Genomic DNA, 19756 nt, shown 5'->3' on the forward strand with positions numbered 1-19756 from the left:
GAGCCTTTGCTGCAACCTGACTTCGTGGCCGAGATCTTCCGTCGCTGCCATGAGTTGGGCTTGCACACGGCTTTGGATACTTCTGGCTATGGGCAACTGGAAGCAGCCAAGCCTGTGTTGGAGCATACAGATTTGGTGTTGCTGGATATCAAGTCTTATCTGCCGGAGCTGTATCGAAAGGTCACCGGCGTTTCGCTAGAACCCACTCTTAATCTGGCCCGCTATTTAGACCAGATCCACAAGCCTACCTGGATTCGTTTTGTGCTGGTTCCCGGCTTGACGGATCCCGAGGAAAACATTAAGGGTCTGGCCGAGTTTGTGGCCACCTTATCCAACGTGGAGCGAGTGGAAGTTTTGCCCTTTCACAAGATGGGGGAATACAAATGGCAGCAATTGGGATTGCCTTACACCCTTGCCGATGTCGATCCACCCACACCCGAACAGGTGAATCACGCCTTACAAATCTTTCGGGATCAAGGACTGGTAGCTATTTGACAATTCTGCAGTTGCGGCTTGGGTCAGCATAGCCAGGTCACGCTTAGATCCGAAGTGATTCACAGTTAATCTCTGCACCGTCTCCAGATTGGCCCTGAGCTGACTGGAATCCAAGTTGATCCCCAGGCTAACTTTACGGACTCTATGTGAACTGAAGAATACCCCAAGAGGAGGGATCCCCAATGGAAGTTTGCGTCACCTACCGCGATGGTGTTCAGTTCCAAGCGGAAAGCCGAGGGCACCGCATTCTCAGCGACCAGCCTTTGGACAATCACGGTCGAGATCAGGGAATGACGCCGCCGGAATGGTTTCTGGCTTCTCTGGGCGCCTGTGTTGGTTTTTATGCCGTCAAATATCTGGAAGCTCGGCAGTTGGATCCCAGTGGACTAGAGGTGGTGGTCACGGCGGAGAAAGTTGAGCATCCGGCTCGCCTAGACAACATTCACATTCGTGTAAAAACTGGGATCCCGCTGGACGGAAGGCATCAAAAGGGGCTGGAAAAAGCAGTTGATGCCTGCATCATTCACAATACGCTCACCCATCCCCCCACCCTGACCACCGAAATCCAAGTTCCTGCTCCTGTTGGCGCCTAGATTGCCATTCGGGTTATTCGACTATTTCCAACTATCCGATTGTCAATTGTTCCTATCGTCTAAGTCTTGATGAGTTTTGGAGGGATCCACCGATGCCAGTAACCAATCTAGCCGAGTTGGAAACCCTGATCCAACAGGTGAAGGCTGCCCAAGCTGAATACGCAACTTTCACCCAAGAACAGGTAGACCGGATTTTTCACAGAGCCGCTCTGGCTGCCAACAACGAACGGATCCCGTTGGCCAAGCTGGCGGTACAGGAAACCGGCATGGGTATTGTGGAAGACAAGGTGATCAAAAATCACTTTGCCTCGGAATACATTTACAACAAATACAAACACGAGAAAACCTGCGGGGTTATCGAGTGGGATGAGAGCTTTGGCTACGAGCGCATTGCTGAACCGGTGGGTCTTTTGGCAGGTATTGTGCCGGTAACCAACCCCACGTCAACGACCATTTTCAAGGCTCTGATCACCCTCAAAACCCGCAACGGCATTATCTTTTCTCCCCACCCGCGGGCTAAACAATGCACCATTGCCGCGGCCAAAGTGGTCAGAGAAGCTGCCGAGGCAGCGGGCGCTCCTGTGGGGTTGATCGGCTGGATCGACGAGCCCACCATCGAGCTTTCTCAGGCCTTAATGCAGCATCCTGAGGTGAAGCTGATCTTGGCTACCGGCGGGCCTGGCATGGTTAAAGCGGCCTACTCTTCGGGCCACCCGTCTTTGGGGGTGGGAGCGGGCAATACCCCGGCAGTGATCGATGCCAGTGCCGATATTCCCATGGCTGTCAGCTCGATTTTGTTGAGCAAGACCTTCGACAACGGCATGATCTGTGCCTCAGAACAGGCAGTGGTGGTGGTGGATGCCATCTACGAGCAGGTCAAGGCCGAGTTCGGCCATCGGGGGGCCTACATTTTGGATCCGGAACAAATCGAAGCCGTGCGCCGCATCCTTCTCAAAGACGGTCGCCTCAATCCGGCCATTGTGGGCCAGTCGGTGCAGACCATCGCTGCCCTGGCCGGTATCCAGGTACCCGAAGGCACCAAACTGCTGATTGGGGAAGTGGAGAAGGTGGGGCCGGAGGAGCCCTTCTCCTACGAAAAATTGGCCCCTGTTCTGGCCCTCTACCGCGCCAACGATTTCCACAGCGCCGTAGATGTTGCTGTCCAACTGGTCAATTTCGGCGGGCGGGGACACACCTCTGTTTTGTATACAGATCCCGCCAATCGGGACGATATTGCCTACTTTGAAAATGCCCTGCAAACCGGTCGAGTTTTGATCAACACTCCCTCTTCACAAGGGGCCATTGGGGATCTCTACAACTTCAAGCTAGATCCCTCTCTGACTTTGGGCTGTGGCACTTGGGGAGGCAATTCGATCTCCGAGAATGTGGGGCCGCGCCACCTGCTCAACATTAAAACGGTAACCCAACGTCGGGAAAACATGCTCTGGTTTCGGATCCCGCCCAAGATTTACTTCAAGCCCGGATGTCTGCCTATTGCTCTGCGGGAATTGGCCGGCAAAAAACGCGCCTTTTTGGTGACCGATAAGCCGCTCTTTGAGTTGGGCATATTGCATCCCATCACCCAGGTTTTGGATGAGATTCGCGTGAGCTGGGATGTGTACCACGATGTAGAGCCGGATCCCACCCTCAGCAACGTCAATCGCGGTCTGGAGCAGTTGCGCCAGTTTCAACCGGATGTGATTATTGCGGTCGGTGGGGGATCCCCGATGGATGCGGCCAAGGTGATGTGGCTGATGTACGAGCAGCCCCAGGTGGAGTTTGATGGCTTGGCGATGCGCTTTATGGACATCCGCAAGCGGGTTTACGAGCTGCCGCCACTGGGGCAAAAAGCTCAGCTCATCTGCATCCCCACCACTTCCGGCACGGGATCCGAGGTGACGCCCTTTGCCGTAGTGACCGATGACCGGGTGGGGATCAAATACCCCCTGGCGGACTACGCCCTCACCCCCACCATGGCCATTGTGGATCCGGATCTCACCTTAAAGATGCCCAAGAAGCTAACGGCTTACGGCGGCATCGATGCCCTCACCCATGCTCTGGAAGCCTATGTGTCGGTGATGGCCAGCGACTTTACCGATGGGCTGGCCCTGCAGGCCATCAAGCTCCTGATGACCTACCTGCCGCGGGCCTATGAAAAAGGTGCTGCAGATCCAGAAGCCCGAGAAAAAGTTCACTACGCCGCCACCATTGCCGGCATGGCCTTTGCCAACGCCTTTTTGGGGGTGTGCCACTCCCTGGCCCACAAGCTGGGATCCACCTTCCATCTGCCCCACGGCCTGGCCAATGCCCTGATGATTACCCACGTCATCCGCTACAACGCCACCGACGCCCCCTTTAAGCAGGCCATTTTTCCCCAATACCGCTATCCCAACGCCAAGCACCGCTACGCGGAAATTGCCGATTACCTGCAGTTGGGCGGGGCGGATGACGATGAAAAGGTCATGCGCCTCATCGAGGCCATCGAAGAGCTCAAGCGGAAACTGGGGATCCCGGCCACCATTCGCGAGGCCCTGGGGGAGAAAGAGCGGGAGTTTTACGACCGTCTGGAGGCGATGGCGGAGCAAGCCTTTGACGACCAATGCACCGGCGCCAACCCCCGCTATCCCCTCATTCAAGACATGAAGGAGCTGTACGTTTTGGCCTATCGGGGCTGCCGGGTGGATTCTGCCCTCTACCACCAGCCGGAACCAGTGTTGGCCTAAGGAGTAGGGTATGTGGCAACGACTGGATCCCAGTGTGGATATCTGGAGGGCCCGATCCCATCCCCTGAATCCCATTTTTCTGCCCCGTTCGGTGGCGGTGGTGGGGGCCACGGAGCGGGAGGGCAGCGTGGGGCGGACGGTGTTGTGGAACCTCATTAGCCACCCCTTTGGCGGCACGGTTTACCCGGTCAATCCCAAGCGGCACCAGGTGTTGGGGATCCGGGCCTACGAGCGGCTGTCCGCTCTGCCGGAGCCGGTGGATCTGGCCATTATCGCCATTCCGGCAGCGGGGGTGCCCAAGGTGGTGCAGGAGTGCGTAGAAGCCGGGGTCAAGGGCGCCATTGTTCTTTCAGCAGGCTTCAAGGAAACGGGCCCTGCTGGCTGGGAGCTGGAGAAGCAAATTCAGCAGACTATCCAATCGCGTCAGCGGGACGGAGTCCTTGGGAAGCTGCGCTTGATTGGCCCCAACTGCCTAGGGATCCAAAACCCCCACACGGGCTTAAACGCCACCTTTGCTGCCCAGATGGCCCGGCCCGGCAATGTGGGCTTCATCAGCCAAAGTGGGGCCCTGTGCACCTCGATCCTGGACTGGAGCCTGCAGGAAAATGTGGGCTTCAGCGCCTTTATCTCTCTGGGATCGATGCTGGATGTGGGCTGGGGAGACTTAATCGACTACTTGGGCGAGGATCCCCACACCCATAGCATCGTCCTATACATGGAATCCATCGGGGATGCTCGCTCTTTTTTGTCGGCGGCCCGCGAAGTGGCCCTGAGCAAGCCCATTATTGCCATCAAGGCCGGACGCACCCAGGCGGCAGCCCAAGCAGCCGCTTCCCACACGGGCTCCCTCACCGGCAGCGACGCAGTGTTGGATGCGGCCTTCCGCCGTTGCGGCGTGCTGCGGGTGGATCACATTGAAGATCTCTTCGACCTGGCGGAGGTGCTGGCCAAACAGCCCCGTCCTCAGGGCCCTCACCTGACCATCCTCACCAATGCCGGCGGGCCAGGGGTGCTGGCCACCGATGCCCTCATCCGCGCCGGGGGATCCCTGGCCGAGCTTTCTCCCCAAACCCTGGAGCAGCTTGAGCGGATCTTGCCCCCCCACTGGAGCCACGGCAATCCCATTGACATTTTGGGGGATGCCGATCCGGAGCGCTTTGCCCAAGTTTTGGAAGTGGTGTTGCAAGATCCCGGCAGCCAGGGTTGCCTGGTCATCCTCACCCCCCAAGCCATGACGGATCCCACGGCCACTGCCGAGAAAGTGGTGGAGACCTGGCGGCGCAGTGGATCCCGGCAGCCCATTCTGGCCAGTTGGATGGGGGGAGCTGGCGTGGATGCGGGCGAGCACATCCTCAACCAAGCCGGGATCCCCACCTACCGCTACCCGGATCAAGCGGCGCGGGTGTTTAGCCATCTGTGGCGCTTTAGTGACAACCTCAAGGCCCTCTACGAAACCCCCACCCTGGCTCCCACCAGGCCAGTGGAGCAGGAAAAAGTGCAGCAAACCCTTGCCCAGGCGAGGCGGGAAGGCCGCACGCTTCTCACGGAGGTCGAATCTAAGGAAATCCTGGCCGCCTACGGGATCCCCGTGGTGCCGACGCGGGTGGCCGAGAGCCCCGAAGCAGCAGTGGAAGCTGCCGAGGCCATGGGTTACCCGGTGGTGGTGAAGCTCTACTCCCACACCCTCACCCACAAAACCGATGTGGGCGGCGTGCAGCTCAACCTGCCCGATGCTGAGGCGGTGCGCCGGGCCTTCGGGCAAATCCTCCGCAACGTCAGCGAGAAAGCGGGGCCGGAGCACTTCCAGGGGGTCACGGTGCAGCCGATGGTGGACACGGATGGCTATGAGCTGATCCTGGGGAGCAGCCAGGATCCCCAGTTTGGGCCGGTGTTGCTGTTTGGCAGTGGCGGACAACTGGTGGAGGTGTTTCAGGATCGCTCCATTGGCCTTCCCCCCCTCAACACCACCTTGGCGCGGCGCCTGATGGAAAACACCCTCATCTACAAGGCCCTCAGGGGGGTACGCGGACGCCCAGCTGTCGATCTGGAGGCCCTGGAACAGCTCTTGGTGCGCTTTAGCCAACTGGTGGCCGAGCAGCGGGAGATTAAAGAGATCGACATCAATCCGCTGCTGGTTTCCAGCGAGGGCCTGCTGGCTTTGGATGCCCGCGTCATTTTGCGAACCGAGCAGGATCCCCAGGTGCCCTTGGCCATCCGCCCCTATCCCACCCAGTACATCTGGAGCTTCCGGGACGGCATCACCATTCGCCCCATTCGCCCTGAAGACGAGCCTTTGGTGATCGATTTTCACCGCCACGTCTCCGATTACAGCGTCTATCTGCGCTACTTCCACCCGATCAAATACAGCGCCCGCATCGCCCACGAGCGCCTTACCCGCATTTGCTTTAACGATTACGACCGCGAGATTGCCTTAGTAGCAGAAAAACAGGAGCCAGAGGCCAATCGCGCCAGCGGGACGAAGTCCTTAATCCTCGGCATCAGCCGCCTCTCCAGAAAACATGGCTTTCCCCAAGAAGCAGAGTTTGCCATGCTGGTGGCGGATCCCTACCAACGGCAAGGGATTGGCACAGAGCTGTTGACCCGCCTCATTCAGGTGGCCCGCTGCGAAGGGATCCAGCACCTCACCGGCGAGGTTCTTTGCGAAAACGAGGCCATGCGCCGCCTGTGTCAGCGGCTGGGGTTTCAGTTGCGCCCTTCTCCAGAGGATCCTGGCATTCTCAAGGCCACGCTGGATCTCGCTGTCGATGCGGCGATCCCCACCCCCTGTCCTGCCTAGGGATCCTTAAATAAAAACGGTTTGCCGACCGGCTTACCGTAGAATAGGAACAAGGGCCTGCTCCTTCCGCCTACAGCAAGCGGAGCCCCTCTGTCGGAGAGAGGCTGGGGGCGAGGGCGGCCCGAGGTTTTGAGGACGGCTATGGAGGTTACAAAGACAGGCAGGATCCAGAGGCTGCTGGCGAGCGGGGGACGGTGGCTGGGGATGGGATCCCTGCTGCTCTGCCTTCTGCTTGGCCTTGGCGGCTGTGGCCGAGGGGGGGGATTGCAGGGGGAAGTCAGGATCCTCCTCGCTTCTTTTGCGGTGACGCGGGATGCCTACCGGCAGATCATCCCTGCTTTTGAGGCCGATTGGCTGGCTAAAACGGGGCAACGGGTGCGCGTAGAAAGCAGCTACGGTGGCTCAGCAACGCAATCGCGGGCGGTCATCGACGGGCTGGATGCCGATGTGGTGGCCTTGGCCCTGGCTTTGGATGTGGAGCGCCTCGTGGCTGCGGGTCTCATCCAGCCGGGATGGGAAGCCCGTACCCCCAACCAAGGGATCGTCACCCGCTCGGTGGCAGTAATTGTAACGCGGGAGGGCAACCCCCAGGGGATCCGCTCTTGGCCGGATCTGGCTCGGCCCGGCTTGCAGGTGGTTACCGCCAACCCCAAGACCTCAGGGGGCGCCCGCTGGAACTTTTTAGCCCTCTGGAGCGCTGTCCCTGAACCTCAGGCCCTGGCCTTCACCACCCAGGTCTACAAAAATGTCCGCATTTTGCCGCGGGACTCGCGGGAGGCCACCGATGTTTTTTTCCAAAAAGGGCAAGGGGATGCCCTGATTACCTACGAACATGAGGTGATCCTGGCGGGCTTGCGCGGCCAATCCCTGTCCTATGTGGTGCCCGACCCCAACATTTCCATCGACAACCCCGTAGCCGTGGTGGATGCCAATGTGGATCGCAAAGGTACCCGTGCCGTGGCCGAAGCCTTTGTGGACTACCTATTCACCCCAGAAGCGCAGCGGGCCTTTGCCGAGGTGGGCTTTCGCCCGGTGGAGCCGACGGTGGCCCAAGAGTTTGCCTGGCGGTACCCTCCTGTTGAGAAGCGGGTTACCGTCGCCGACCTGGGAGGCTGGGAGGTTGTCCAAAGCCGCTTTTTTGCCGATGGGGCCTTGTTTGACCGCATCCAAGCTCAGTTGTAGGGAGTCTCCCTTGTTTTGGATCCCCATTCAAGTTATCTTGGGAGCTATATCAACGGTTTGTTGACAGGTTTACCGTAGATTAGCCGCGGGTTTAACTTCCCTCACCCTCTCCAGAAGACTCAGCCGGCAACCATCCAGCAACTTCTCAGGCAAACCACTAGCTAGGCAGAACCTATGGGTATCACCATCGAAGGGGTATCGAAGCGTTTTGGGCAGTTTCAGGCCCTTCACCCCACCGATCTCACCATTCCCACGGGATCCCTGGTTGCCCTCTTGGGGCCATCGGGTTCTGGCAAATCCACCCTGCTGCGCCTGATTGCCGGCCTAGAAAAGCCGGATACGGGGCGGATTTCCCTCACCGGGCGGGATGCTACCCATGCCAGCGTCCAGGAGCGCAACATTGGTTTTGTTTTTCAGCACTACGCCCTGTTCAAGCACATGACGGTGCGGCAGAACATCGCCTTTGGCTTGGAGATCCGCAAGGCTTCACGGGCCGAGATTCGGGCACGGGTGGATGAGCTGCTGGAGCTGGTGCAGCTATCGGGGTTCGGGGATCGCTACCCCTCTCAACTCTCTGGGGGGCAGCGGCAGCGGGTGGCCCTGGCCCGCGCTTTGGCGGTGGAGCCGCAGGTGTTGCTGTTGGATGAGCCCTTTGGGGCCCTGGATGCCAAAGTCCGCAAAGAGCTGCGCAAGTGGTTGCGGCGCCTGCACGATGAGGTGCATGTGACAACGGTATTTGTAACCCATGATCAAGAGGAAGCCATGGAGGTGGCGGATCAGATCGTGGTGATGAACCAGGGGCGGATCGAACAGGTGGGATCCCCGGCAGAAATCTATGACCATCCAGCTACACCCTTTGTGATGAGCTTTGTCGGCCCGGTCAACGAGCTTTCTCCCCGCTCCCAACTCTTTTGCCAGCTTCCCGAGGTGCAGGCCGGCCCGCATCAGCTTTTTTTGCGCCCCCACGATGTGCAGATTGAGGTCAACCCCGGCAGCAGTGGTGTTTCTGCCCGCGTTAAGGAGATCATCCACCTGGGTCGGGAGATTCAGGCGGAGCTGATTCTTAGCGATGGCGGATCCCTGTGGGCCCATCTCAGCCGCGAGCAATATGCCAACCAACCCCTGCAGGTGGGGCAGCAGGTCTATGTGCGCCCCAAGGTGGTGAAAGCCTTTCCCGTCAAAAAAACCGAGATGACCGCAATGCCGGTGGGAGCTTGAGAAACGTTGCTGCAAGCTTTGTCTCAACTGTCTTGGCCGTGGCGGCTGACCCTGGGCTATCTCTTCTTGATGTTGGTTCTGCCGCTGGCTGCCTTGATTGCCAAGTCCAGCAGCGTGGGCTGGGCGGAGTTTTGGCGGATCGCGACGGATCCCGTGGCCCTCTCCGCCTATGAAGTTACTTTTGTAACCGCGTTGCTGGCGGCCCTGATCAACGGCGTGATGGGCACCCTGACTGCCTGGGTGCTGGTGCGCTACGCCTTCCCCGGCAAAAAGCTCCTAGAGGGGTTGATCGATCTGCCCTTTGCTCTGCCGACTGCGGTAGCCGGCCTCACCTTGGCGACGGTTTACAGCAGCAACGGCTGGATTGGATCCCTTTTGGCCCCCTTGGGGATCCGCATCTCCTTTACCCGCTTGGGGGTGGGGGTGGCGATGCTGTTTATTTCTTTTCCCTTTGTGGTGCGGACGGTGCAGCCGGTGTTGCAGGAGCTGGAGAAAGATGTGGAAGAGGCAGCCTGGAGTTTGGGGGCTTCCCGCTTTCAGACCTTCCGGCGCGTGGTGCTGCCCCAGATCCTGCCGGCGGTGCTCACCGGGGTAGCCCTGGGGTTTTCCCGCGCCGTGGGGGAATACGGCTCTGTGGTGATCATCGCTTCCAGCATTCCCTTTCGGGACTTGATTGCGGCGGTGCTGGTGATTCAGCGGCTGGAACAACACGACTATGCTGGGGCAACGGTGATCGGAACGGTGATGTTGGGGATCTCTTTCCTGTCGCTGGTGGTAATTAATCTTCTGCAAGCCTGGGGAAGTCGCCATGAAACCTGACGAGGTAGCAGGTGTCAAACCGAAGCCCTCAACATGGCTGTCGGGCCTGTTGATCGGGATCGTCGGGCTTTACATCGCGCTGCTGCTCGGGATCCCGGTGGTGAACATCTTCTATCAGGCGTTTCGAGAAGGGATCCCAGCCTTTCTCCATCGCCTGACGGAGCGGGAGTTGCTCAGTGCCCTGCGGTTGACGGTGCTAACCGCCCTGGTCGTTGTGCCCCTCAATACCTTTTTCGGCCTCTGTGCTGCCTTGGCCATTGCTCATCGGCGTTTTCCGGGGCGGGCCCTGCTCCTGAGCCTGATCGACTTGCCCTTTTCCATTTCCCCGGTGGTGGCTGGCCTAATGCTGGTGCTCATCTTCGGGCGTCAGGGTTGGCTGGGATCCTGGAGGGTTATCTTTGCATTTCCGGGCATTGTGTTGGCAACGGCTTTCATCACCCTTCCTTTTGTGGCGCGGGAAGTGTTGCCGGTGTTGGAGGAGGCAGGCACCGACCAGGAAGAAGCCGCCAAAACGCTGGGGGCGACCCCCTGGCAGATCTTCTGGAGAATCACCCTGCCCAACATCCGCTGGGGCCTTCTGTACGGCGTCATCTTGACCAATGCCCGCGCCATGGGGGAGTTCGGCGCTGTGGCTGTGGTTTCCGGCAACATCATTGGCCGCACCCAGACCTTGCCCCTGTTCGTGGAAGATGCCTACCGCAGTTATGCCACCGGCTCAGCCTATGCGGCGGCGGTGGTGCTCTCCTTGCTGGCGGTGGTAACCCTAGTGGCTAGGGAGTTCCTTGAGCGGGGATCCCATTCCCGCCGGATCTTTTGATCCGTCAGGGTGTGGATCAGACGGGCTCGGTGAGGATCTCTGGCAGACAAACCTTAGTGCCCCCCAGGCCGCAGTAGCCGCGCGGATTCTTGGCCAGATATTGCTGGTGGTAGTCTTCGGCGTAGTAAAACTCAGGCGCGTCTAAGATCTCGGTGGTGATCTGGCCGTAGCCGTGGGCGGTCAGGGCCTGCTGATAGAGATCGCGGGTTTTTTCCGCCAGCTCCCGCTGCGCCGGAGAATACACATAGATGCCGGAGCGGTATTGGGTGCCCACATCATTGCCTTGGCGCATCCCCTGGGTAGGGTCGTGATTTTCCCAAAACACCTTCAGCAGTTGGGCATAGCTGACCTGAGCTGGGTCGTAAACCACCCGCACCACCTCGTTGTGGCCAGTCAGGCCAGTACAGACCTCTTCATAGGTGGGGTTGGGGGTAAACCCGCCAGCGTAGCCCACCGCTGTGCTGAACACCCCTGGCACCTGCCAAAACTTGCGCTCTGCCCCCCAGAAGCAGCCCATGCCGAACATGGCCAGCTCCATGCCCTCGGGAAAAGGCGGCTGCAGCGGATTGCCGTTGACAAAATGCCGATTCACGATCACCATCGGCTCGGCCCGGCCCGGCAAGGCTTCTTCCGGTTTGGGTAGGGACAGTTTCTTGCCAAGTTTGCCAAAGCCAAAGAGCACCATAGGGACAGCCCGATACATTCGTTAACACTTACCAGCCTAGCTCAGTTGGCTCCTCATGTGTTGGAAAAATCCTTGATCGGATCAGCTCACCGATTCAAAAGCCCCCAGCCGCTTGGCCACTAGCAGATAGACGATCATGATCCCCATCGGCACAACCGTGAAGGCTGCCGCCAAGGGAATGTTGCCAGAGGTGCCCTGAAAGGCGAGAACTGCCTGCCCGATGAAATAGCTGGAATTGCCCAGAGAATAAGGCACCACAAAATCTCCTAGCGTTAAGGAAAAGGTAAAGACCGACCCGGCCAGGATCCCTGGCAAGGCGAGGGGAAGAGTAACATGGCGGAACGTTTGCCAACCCTGAGCTCCCAAATCTGCAGAAGCCTCAATTAAGCTATCGGGCACTCGCTCCAAAGCCGCCTGGATCGGCAGAATCATATAGGGCAGCCAAACATAGAGAAACACCAAGAAAATACCCAAGTTGGATACAGCCAGCGATGGCCCACCGATCCCGGGCAACTGCAAAATCTTTTCCACCCAGCCCTGTAGGCCCACATGGGTGAGTAGATAGGTAAGGATCCCTTCTTTGGCCAGGATCAACTTCCAGGCATAAACCCGAATCAAATAACTAGACCAAAGCGGTAGGAGCACCAACAAGTACAAAAAGTCCTTCCAGCGAGGAGAGGCCAGTCTGACCATGGTATAAGCCAGAGGAAAAGCCAACACAATTGCAGCTAGGGTCACTGCCAAAGCCATAGTCAAGCTGCGGACAAAGATATCCACATTGGCCGGAGTGAGCAGCTCTCGATAGGTGGCCAAAGTCAACTTTCTCAGGATCAGGCCGGTAAAGGGATCCAGATGATAAAAACTTTGCAGCAGCAGCGCCAGCAGCGGCCCCAAGTAAAAGACCAGCAACCAAATGAGAGGTGGCCCCAACAGAATGGCAAGGGTGAGCGTCGGGTGACGATAGAGGAATCCAAACAGATCGGGTTTATCGGTTATCTGAGTTGTTTTGGCCATGGCCAGGCAGGCATGAAGATCAGCTTTTCATTCCCTCTTTTTGGTGTTATTGGAATTGTAGGTCGACGAGCCAATAGAATTCAACAGAATTGGGATTGAGAAAGTGCGAACAGGCAAGAGGGATTGGCTTGTCTACACCTGCCGGCGGGTATCCTTTGAGGGAAAACGGCAATCGGAATGCAATCCGAAGATGCCAGTATCTTGCTTGGCGGGAAGTGGAGGGCCATCGTAGACAGGGATCCTTTGAACCTTTTGGGGGCATTGGGAGTCAGACAAAGCAAGGTTGAGAACAAGGGAGCGTCCTCTCGTGCAGGCGGCAAAGGATACATCCGATTGGGAGCTGATCCAGCGCTGCCTCAACGGCAACAGCCAGAGCTTTCGCCAACTCTACCGCAAATACCAGCAGTCGGTACGGAATATCCTCTATCCCTTGTGTGGAGCCGATCTTTTGGATGACCTGGTACAGGAAGTGTTTATTCGTGCCTGGAAAGGGTTGCCTCGGTTTCGCGGCTCGGCCCAGTTTTCCACTTGGCTGTATCGCATCTGCTGGAATGTGGCCTCAGATCAGCGACGGCGCTGCGCCCGGCAACACTCCCAAACCCAAAACCTGGCCCTCAGATCGGATATCGCTCACCCTGGCCCCGACCTGATGCACTTGCACTACCAACAGGCTCTACAGCAAAGCATGGCTCAGCTTAGCCCTGAACACAGAATGGTTCTGATTCTGCACGACCTAGAAGATCTGCCCCAGAAAGAGATTGCCGAGATTTTAGGGATCCCGGTGGGAACGGTGAAGTCCCGGCTGTTTCACGCCCGTGCCACCATCCGTCAACACCTACTTCAGGAGGGCATTACCCCATGAGTGAGCACCCCAACCCCCTAGCAGACGAGCGGCTGCGCCACTTTTTGCGTCAATATCGCCCCCTCCCTCCCCCTGCGGCCTCTGGGCTGGAGGAGCAGATCCTTCAAGTTGTGGCGACTCATCCACTTCATGGCCGGCTCAAGCACCCTTGGCGTTGGGTTGGCATCTCCCTTTTGGCGGGCGCTTTGCTGGGCTGGATTGGCTATCAGCGCTGGCAGGTACAGGTGGTGGCCCAGGAGACCGAAGCCCTAGAAAGTTTTTTGGTGAGCACTTGGGGAAGCTTGCTGAGCCCAGAGGGAACAGAAACCGAAACTTGGTGGATAGAACGCGATCCAGAGGGATCCTAAATCCATCAGCCTCACGAATATCCCCCTTCATTGACCATTACACCGCTGAGACTTCTGAGACCTTGGTCAGATTCTTGGTCAGATTCTTAGAAAAAGCCTGCAAAGAACCATGAGAAATGCTTGGATTTGGATCCCCATTTTGCCACTCTACCTGGGATCCCTGGGTGAACCGGTGATGGGCCAACCCCGCCCCCTGCGAATGATGGATTTGCGCCGCCCCTTTGCTCGCAATTTGCGGGAGCTGAACCTCTCCGACGAGCAGTTGCGGCAATTGCAGCAGATCCGCCACCGCAAACAGGAAGAGTTGTTGGAGCGCATTTTGGAGTTGAGGGCAGCCCGCGGTCGATTGCGGGAGTTGCTGGTCGGCGATGCCCCTGAGTCAGAAGTGGCAGCTCAATTTCAGCGGGTACAACAGCTAAGCCAAGAAGTAAATGCCAAACGTTTTGAGGCAGTTCTGGAAATGCGACAGGTCCTCAGCTCAGAACAGCGGCAACACCTGCTGAAAATTCTCGAAGAGGCCGCTCCATTTTAATTGGATGGCTGGTTGGTATGAGCTGTTATGGTCATTTAAACAGGAATGAAACATTTCCGCCTGGCTCCCCTCTTCCTCTGAGAGAAGGGGTGAAGGCAGTGGCAGGGAGCGTTTGGGGAGTGTCTCAACCTAGCTTGAAATGACTATAACAAGGCGCTTAAATATCCAGGGCAACAATGACAGGGGCATGATCGCTGGGTTTTTCGGCCCGCCGTGGCTCAACATCGATCCAGCAAGCGGTGGCTTTCTCCTGTAGCTCACGAGACAGATAATGATGATCAATGCGCCAGCCGCGATTCCTTTGAAACCCCCCCGAGCGATAGTCCCACCAGCTAAAATGGCCGGGATCTGGGGTGAACCTGCGAAACGCATCTTCAAACCCTAAAGCCAGGATCTCCCGCAGGGCTTGTCGCTCCGGTTCGGAAGCCATGATTTCTCCCGCTTTTTGGGGATCATAAATATCCCGATCTTCCAGGGCAATGTTAAAGTCCCCGCAGAGCAGGATGGGATCCCCTTGGCTCAGGGCAACGGCGAGGTAATCCTTCAGCGTGGCTAGCCAGCGCAATTTATAGGCGTATTTTTCCGATCCCACCTCAGAACCGTTGGGCACATAAAGGTTGAGAATACGGATCCCGCGGTAGATGGCGCTCATCAGCCGCTTTTGCTCGTCCAAATCTGCCGCCGCAGGCAGCAGCGCACCAAACCCCCGTTCTACTTTTTCCGGGGGATCCCGGCTGATCAGAGCCACACCGTTGTAGGACTTTTGCCCGTAGACCTCCACATGAAAGCCCCGCTCCTGAAAGGCCGCCCGGGGAAAGTCTTCATCCACCACCTTAGTCTCCTGCAGGCAGAGCACATCCAGGGATCCCTGGCTGTCCAGCCAAGCCAAAACCTGAGGCAGCCGGGTGCGAATGGAGTTGACATTCCAGGTAGCCACTTGCATGAGGGATCCCGCTCACTCCACCAAGGCTCTTCCTCGGATTTGGGCCAGCCGCTCCGCATCCAGCACCTCCCCCTCGGTGTAGTAGCCGGCAGCTTTTTTGGCCTCGATCTCCACACGGGCATCCGCCGGGATCAGCTCTTCTGGGATGGGCACCCGCTGCAGAACCTCAATGCCGGAGTTGGTGATGGCTCGATACTTGAGGTCGCTCATGGAAATCAGGCGATCGATTCGGGTTATGCCCAGCCAATGGAGCACATCCGGCATCAACTCCTGAAACCGGATGTCTTGCACCCCTGCCACACACTCGGTACGGGCGAAGTAGGCATCGGCCCGATCCCCTCCTTCCTGGCGCTTGCGGGCGTTGTAGACCAAGAACTTGGTCACCTCCCCCAAGGCGCGGCCTTCTTTGCGCAGGTACACGATCACCCCGGCTCCACCGGCCTGGGCCGTCTTAACGCATTCCTCAATGCCATGCACCAGGTAGGGGCGGCAGGTGCAAATATCCGAGCCAAACACATCGGAACCATTGCATTCGTCGTGAACCCGCACCGCCAGGGGCAAGGCCGGGTCGGTGATGGCAGCCACTTGCCCGATGATGTACACCGTCTGGCCACCGATGGGCGGCAAAAACACCGATAGGTCTGGACGGGTCACCAATTCTGGAAACATGCCTCCCGTTTGCTCGAAGAGGGTGCGGCGCAGCAGGCTTTCGCTCACCTGCAATCGTTTGGCGATCCCCGGCAGGTACCAGACCGGCTCGATTGCGGCTTTGGTGACCACCAGGCTGCCGTTGTCTTTGAGGATCCGGCCATCCACCCGCAACCGCCCTTTGTTGACCGCCTCCTGCAGTTCGGGCATGTGGATGTGGGCCTGGGTAATGGCAATGGTGGGACGAATGTCGTAGCCCTGGGCATAGAGGGGGGCAAAGACTTCTCCCACAACCGCTCCCCAGGGATCCAAGGACACAATCCGGTCTGGATCTCCCCAGCTTGGGTGAGGGCCAATCGACACCACCGGGGCAGTATTGGTTAAATCGGCGCGGTGATCCGCCTGCAAAGAGCCACTGGCCACAGCCAATGCCCGATAGACAGCGTAGGCTCCCGCATGGGTGCCGATGACATTGCGATGGGCAAGATTGGTCAGGCTACCCACCACCGGCCCCCGCTGCAGTGGATCCAAGGATCCCCAGCGAATCGGCTGGGCTTGCGTCCCATAAGGGGAGGGATGGGAGGTGAGAACAATGTGATGAGGACGGGAGGAAGGTTCGCTCATGGTCCTCAAATGCCTGGAAAATGGAAGAATCTGGAGAAAACAGAATTATAGGCGATCCCCAGCCATTTCAAGAGAGCTTGCCCCTTCTTTTGGGGTGCTTAGACAACGATTTTGGCCAAACCCAAGGGTCGGATCCCTGTCGGCGAAACCTCGACCCGATAGGGCAACATCTCTACCCCGACCTGCAGGGCCTCACGAAACAGACGGGCATAGCGGGGATCCCGTTCTTCGCCGGGGGCAAACTCGGTGCAATCGGCGCGATTGATCCAGTACATCAGCAGGGCACGCTGACCCTGTTGGCGCACCGCGATCAAATCTTCCAGGTGTTTTTGGCCGCGAGTGGTCACCGTATCGGGAAACAGCGCACGGGATCCCTTGGCCCAGGTGGTGTTCTTCACCTCCAGATAGGCCGAGCCAGAGTCTCCTGTCAGCAGAAAGTCGATTTTGCTCTTGCCGCAGGTCACCTCCCGTTGCCGGCGAGAAAACCCTGCCAATTGAGGAAACCACCCTCGCTCCAGCCCCCAGTCCACCAGGCGATTGGGCAAGCTGGTGTTGATCCCCACCCATACCCCATCCACCTGGATCATCTCCCAGGTGTAGGCCAGTTTCCGTTTCGGCTCTGGGTGATGGGAGAGGTACACAGGTGCCCCCACCTGACAGACCCCACTCATCGGCCCTGTGTTGGGGCAATGGGCGATGATCTGTTGCCCGTTTTCCAGCTCCACATCGGCCAAAAACCGCTTGTAGCGGCTGCGCAGCACCCCTCTGTGCAAGGGGCTCGAAAAGCGGTAAGGCACCGGCCCATCCCTGCACTCCATCCGCAAAGCCTCTCCTTTCGTAGGTATTTTTCTTTAGGATTTTGGAAATCTTCTCCGGGGATCGTCTCTCCTGCGCTAGGGTGAATCATGTGTCCCAAGGCTTGGGGCAGCCTTTTACGGCTTTTTCCGACTTCATGGGAATTCTGCAGATCACTCTGGGAAGCAGTAAGATCCCTATCGCACAAGAGAGGCGTCTGCATTAGCTGTAGTCAGTGCTGCCGGAAAGAGCTGTATTGGCGATTAAACCCATTTAACACCTCTTTTTTCTGCCCTTTTGTCAAAACTTGGAGAAGAAAACCCGAATGCTGCGTCTTGATCCTGATCCCGGCTTTCAGCCTGCGGATCCCTTGCAGGACAACCGTGGGCGTGTGGCCATATTCATCGACGGATCCAATCTGTTCTATGCCGCTCTGCAACTGGGCATTGAGATCGACTACACCCGCCTGCTGAAGACGCTGAGTGGTCGGTCGCCCCTTTTGCGCTCTTTTTTCTACACCGGCGTCGATCGCAACAACGAAAAGCAGCAGGGGTTTTTGCTCTGGATGCGCCGCAATGGCTACCGCGTGGTTACCAAAGAGCTAACCCAGTTGCCCGATGGATCCAAGAGAGCCAACCTGGATGTGGAAATTGCCGTGGATATGCTGTCGCTGGTGCGCTGGTATGAGACGGCTGTGCTGGTGAGCGGCGATGGAGACTTGGCCTATGCGGTCAATGCCGTTAGCTACCAAGGGGCACGAGTGGAGGTGGTCAGCCTGCGTTCCATGACCAGCGATCAACTGATCAACTTGGCGGATCGCTACATCGACCTGGAATCCATCAAAGACCAAATCAAGAAGACCAACCGTCCCTCCTCCGCCTACCTGTACCGACCGGGGTTCACCGCCGATGAGGAGGACGAGGGATGACTTTCCCTCCCCCACAGGGAGAAGGGAAAGCAGAGCAACAGGGGGCTTACTGGGCTTTCCAATTTGAAGGGATCCCTTGCAGCAGGTAAACCGGGTTCAGGGGGGCAAAGCGGGTGCCCTCGGCCAGGACGGCAGAGCGGGAGATCTGAACGTGATCTACTCGAACTTGCCAGCCCCGAGAACGCAGCCATTGCAGGGCTTCACTGCAGGTTTCTAGGGTAGCGAAGTTGGCCACTAAGATCCCTCCAGGCCGCAGGCGGGCTTCCACCACCGGCAGCAGGTCGCGGATCCCTTTGCCGCCACCGCCCAGCACCACCCGATCCGGATCTGGCAGGTCGGCCAACACTTGGGGGGCTGCCCCCGGGATCACCTGCAGGTTCTCCAGTCCAAAGCGTTGCCGGTTGCGCCGAATCAGGCAGATGCCCATGGCGTTGCGCTCGACAGCATAGACCTGGAGCCGAGAAGAGAGGCGGGCTATTTCGATGGCCACCGAGCCGGTGCCGGCACCGATATCCCACACCACGCCCTCCTGGGGGAGCTGCAGGGATCCTAAGGTGAGCAGGCGGATGGGCTGCTTGGTGATCAAGCCGGGCTGGTCGGGAAAGGTGTAGAACTGGTCGTCCGGGATCCCGACCAAAGGCCAGCGATGGGGATCTGGCTCCGGCTCTACTCGTCGCAGCACCACAACGTTGGGGCTGGGGAAAACGGCGTCTTCCCCTTCTTGGAGGGGCACGACCTGTTCTTGAGGGGATCCCAGTTGACTACAGACCCAGGCTTGGTAACGCACCGGCAGCCGCAGGTCGGCAATGAACTGGGCCAAGACGGTCGGTGTATGCTCCGGATCGGTGAGCACCACGATCACAGGGGATCCCTGCTTGAGAACGGCTTCCAACCGCTCCACTCCCCGCCCGTGCAGGCTGAGGATGGTCGCCTCCTGCCAGGGGATCTGCAGGCGGTTCAGGGCCAGCTGCACCGAGCTCACCTGCGGATAGAAGGCCAACCGCTCCGCTGGGAAATACTCCGTCAACAGCCGCCCGATCCCGAAAAAAAGCGGATCCCCGCTGGCCAACAAAACTAGGGATCCCTGAGCCATCTCCTGCTGCAAAAGCGGGATCCAACTTTCCACCGGCCCGGTGAGCGGGATCTTGCGGGCCGGATGATCGGTAAAGTGCCGGAGCAGATGAGGGGCTCCTGCCAAAACCCTGGCTTGGGAAAGGGGGGGGATCCCCCAGGAAGCCACAGAGCCATCCCCCGCTACCCCTACGACCGCAAGCTGAGGTGACCGCCCAGGTGCTGCCGTAGCCATTTAACGTTCGACAGGTGGGTGGTATTGGCGCATGTGATTGAGAAAATCCAGTCGCAGCTCCGCCACTTCCCGTTGCATTTCCCGCATCTCCCGAATAAAGCTGAGTTGAGCCTCGATCAGGCGGCCATCGCGCTCCCGAAATTGCTCCATCATCATGGCTTGCGCTTCCCTCAGTTCGGCAAACCCAGCCTGCATATCTCGGCGGCACTCCTGTATGGCCACCTCCAGCTCGTCTCCCCGCTCTTCGTTCTGTCGAATCCGCTCCTGGTTCTGTTGGATCAACGCCCTGATCTCCTGGATTTCGGTCTGGAGTTGGGCTTCCATAGCCTGCCGCTCGGCCCGCATTTCGGCCATCTGGGCCTCAAAGCGCTCGGCAGATCGTTGCTGCTCGGCCCGCATTTCGGCCATCTGGGCCTCAAAGCGCTCGG

At 58.4% G+C, this 19756-nt stretch carries 18 protein-coding genes and 1 pseudogene; 12 read left to right on the forward strand and 7 right to left on the reverse strand.

What is annotated here, in order from left to right:
* From NW840_RS09805 to cysW, 8 genes are all read left to right on the forward strand, one after another.
* Positions 1 to 495: radical SAM protein (locus NW840_RS09805; protein WP_414343932.1), on the forward strand; the 495-nt coding region annotated here is incomplete at its 5' end.
* A gap of 182 nt (positions 496 to 677) precedes the next feature.
* Positions 678 to 1088, forward strand: coding sequence for an OsmC family protein (locus NW840_RS09810; RefSeq protein ID WP_414343934.1), 411 nt, complete (start codon positions 678 to 680; stop codon positions 1086 to 1088).
* A 92-nt stretch (positions 1089 to 1180) separates the two neighbouring features.
* On the forward strand, positions 1181 to 3811 hold the full coding sequence (gene adhE, locus NW840_RS09815; RefSeq protein ID WP_414343935.1) for a bifunctional acetaldehyde-CoA/alcohol dehydrogenase: 2631 nt from the start codon (positions 1181 to 1183) through the stop codon (positions 3809 to 3811).
* A 10-nt stretch (positions 3812 to 3821) separates the two neighbouring features.
* Positions 3822 to 6608, forward strand: a complete 2787-nt coding sequence (locus tag NW840_RS09820) for a GNAT family N-acetyltransferase (protein ID WP_414343936.1) — start codon at positions 3822 to 3824, stop codon at positions 6606 to 6608.
* Positions 6609 to 6749: 141 nt separating this feature from the next.
* A complete protein-coding gene (locus NW840_RS09825) occupies positions 6750 to 7790 on the forward strand; it encodes a sulfate ABC transporter substrate-binding protein (RefSeq protein WP_414343937.1) in 1041 nt (346 codons plus the stop codon).
* A gap of 174 nt (positions 7791 to 7964) precedes the next feature.
* Positions 7965 to 9008: a sulfate/molybdate ABC transporter ATP-binding protein gene (locus tag NW840_RS09830; protein ID WP_414343938.1), complete on the forward strand. Its 1044-nt coding sequence runs from the start codon at positions 7965 to 7967 to the stop codon at positions 9006 to 9008.
* A gap of 6 nt (positions 9009 to 9014) precedes the next feature.
* A complete protein-coding gene (gene cysT / locus NW840_RS09835) occupies positions 9015 to 9827 on the forward strand; it encodes a sulfate ABC transporter permease subunit CysT (protein WP_414330111.1) in 813 nt (270 codons plus the stop codon).
* Positions 9817 to 10644 carry a sulfate ABC transporter permease subunit CysW gene (cysW, locus tag NW840_RS09840; RefSeq protein WP_414343939.1) on the forward strand — a complete coding sequence of 276 codons (828 nt, stop codon included), beginning with the start codon at positions 9817 to 9819 and terminating at the stop codon, positions 10642 to 10644. Before cysT ends, cysW begins: the two co-directional genes overlap by 11 nt.
* A gap of 16 nt (positions 10645 to 10660) precedes the next feature.
* Here the strand turns inward: cysW and msrA are convergent, their stop codons facing one another.
* Together msrA and NW840_RS09850 are read right to left on the reverse strand one after the other, a co-directional pair.
* Positions 10661 to 11329 (reverse strand): peptide-methionine (S)-S-oxide reductase MsrA, encoded by a 669-nt coding sequence (msrA, locus tag NW840_RS09845; protein WP_414343958.1) that lies wholly within the window; start codon positions 11327 to 11329, stop codon positions 10661 to 10663.
* Between the two features lie 81 nt (positions 11330 to 11410).
* The gene (locus NW840_RS09850) at positions 11411 to 12343 is read right to left on the reverse strand and encodes an ABC transporter permease (RefSeq protein ID WP_414343940.1); all 933 of its coding nucleotides are present in this window, start codon (positions 12341 to 12343) and stop codon (positions 11411 to 11413) included.
* A gap of 307 nt (positions 12344 to 12650) precedes the next feature.
* Here NW840_RS09850 and NW840_RS09855 point away from each other — a divergent pair, with 307 nt between their 5' ends.
* From NW840_RS09855 to NW840_RS09865, 3 genes are all read left to right on the forward strand, one after another.
* Positions 12651 to 13205, forward strand: coding sequence for a sigma-70 family RNA polymerase sigma factor (locus tag NW840_RS09855; protein WP_414343941.1), 555 nt, complete (start codon positions 12651 to 12653; stop codon positions 13203 to 13205).
* Positions 13202 to 13552, forward strand: coding sequence for a hypothetical protein (locus NW840_RS09860; protein WP_414343942.1), 351 nt, complete (start codon positions 13202 to 13204; stop codon positions 13550 to 13552). The genes NW840_RS09855 and NW840_RS09860 overlap by 4 nt, the downstream gene beginning before the upstream one ends.
* 109 nt (positions 13553 to 13661) lie before the next feature.
* On the forward strand, positions 13662 to 14084 hold the full coding sequence (locus NW840_RS09865; protein WP_414343944.1) for a Spy/CpxP family protein refolding chaperone: 423 nt from the start codon (positions 13662 to 13664) through the stop codon (positions 14082 to 14084).
* A 157-nt stretch (positions 14085 to 14241) separates the two neighbouring features.
* Here the strand turns inward: NW840_RS09865 and xth are convergent, their stop codons facing one another.
* The 3 genes from xth to sfsA all read right to left on the reverse strand — a co-directional run bounded on the left by xth (position 14242) and on the right by sfsA (position 17117).
* A complete protein-coding gene (gene xth / locus NW840_RS09870; RefSeq protein ID WP_414343946.1) occupies positions 14242 to 15027 on the reverse strand; it encodes an exodeoxyribonuclease III in 786 nt (261 codons plus the stop codon).
* Positions 15028 to 15039: 12 nt separating this feature from the next.
* Positions 15040 to 16299, reverse strand: coding sequence for a GTP cyclohydrolase II (locus NW840_RS09875; RefSeq protein WP_414343949.1), 1260 nt, complete (start codon positions 16297 to 16299; stop codon positions 15040 to 15042).
* A gap of 98 nt (positions 16300 to 16397) precedes the next feature.
* A complete protein-coding gene (gene sfsA / locus NW840_RS09880; protein WP_414343952.1) occupies positions 16398 to 17117 on the reverse strand; it encodes a DNA/RNA nuclease SfsA in 720 nt (239 codons plus the stop codon).
* A gap of 302 nt (positions 17118 to 17419) precedes the next feature.
* Between sfsA and NW840_RS09885 the strand changes: the two genes are divergently transcribed.
* Positions 17420 to 18022, forward strand: coding sequence for an NYN domain-containing protein (locus NW840_RS09885; RefSeq protein ID WP_414332504.1), 603 nt, complete (start codon positions 17420 to 17422; stop codon positions 18020 to 18022).
* 46 nt (positions 18023 to 18068) lie between these two features.
* On the opposite strand, the gene cbiE is transcribed toward NW840_RS09885, so the two are convergent.
* Entirely contained in the window at positions 18069 to 19328 is a 1260-nt protein-coding gene (gene cbiE, locus NW840_RS09890) for a precorrin-6y C5,15-methyltransferase (decarboxylating) subunit CbiE (RefSeq protein ID WP_414343955.1), read from the reverse strand.
* A pseudogene (locus NW840_RS09895) lies at positions 19329 to 19756 on the reverse strand (hypothetical protein); the annotation flags it as partial.

Origin of the sequence: Synechococcus sp. R5-13, assembly GCF_047462015.1 — a bacterium.
Taxonomy (GTDB): Bacteria; Cyanobacteriota; Cyanobacteriia; order Thermostichales; family Thermostichaceae; genus Thermostichus.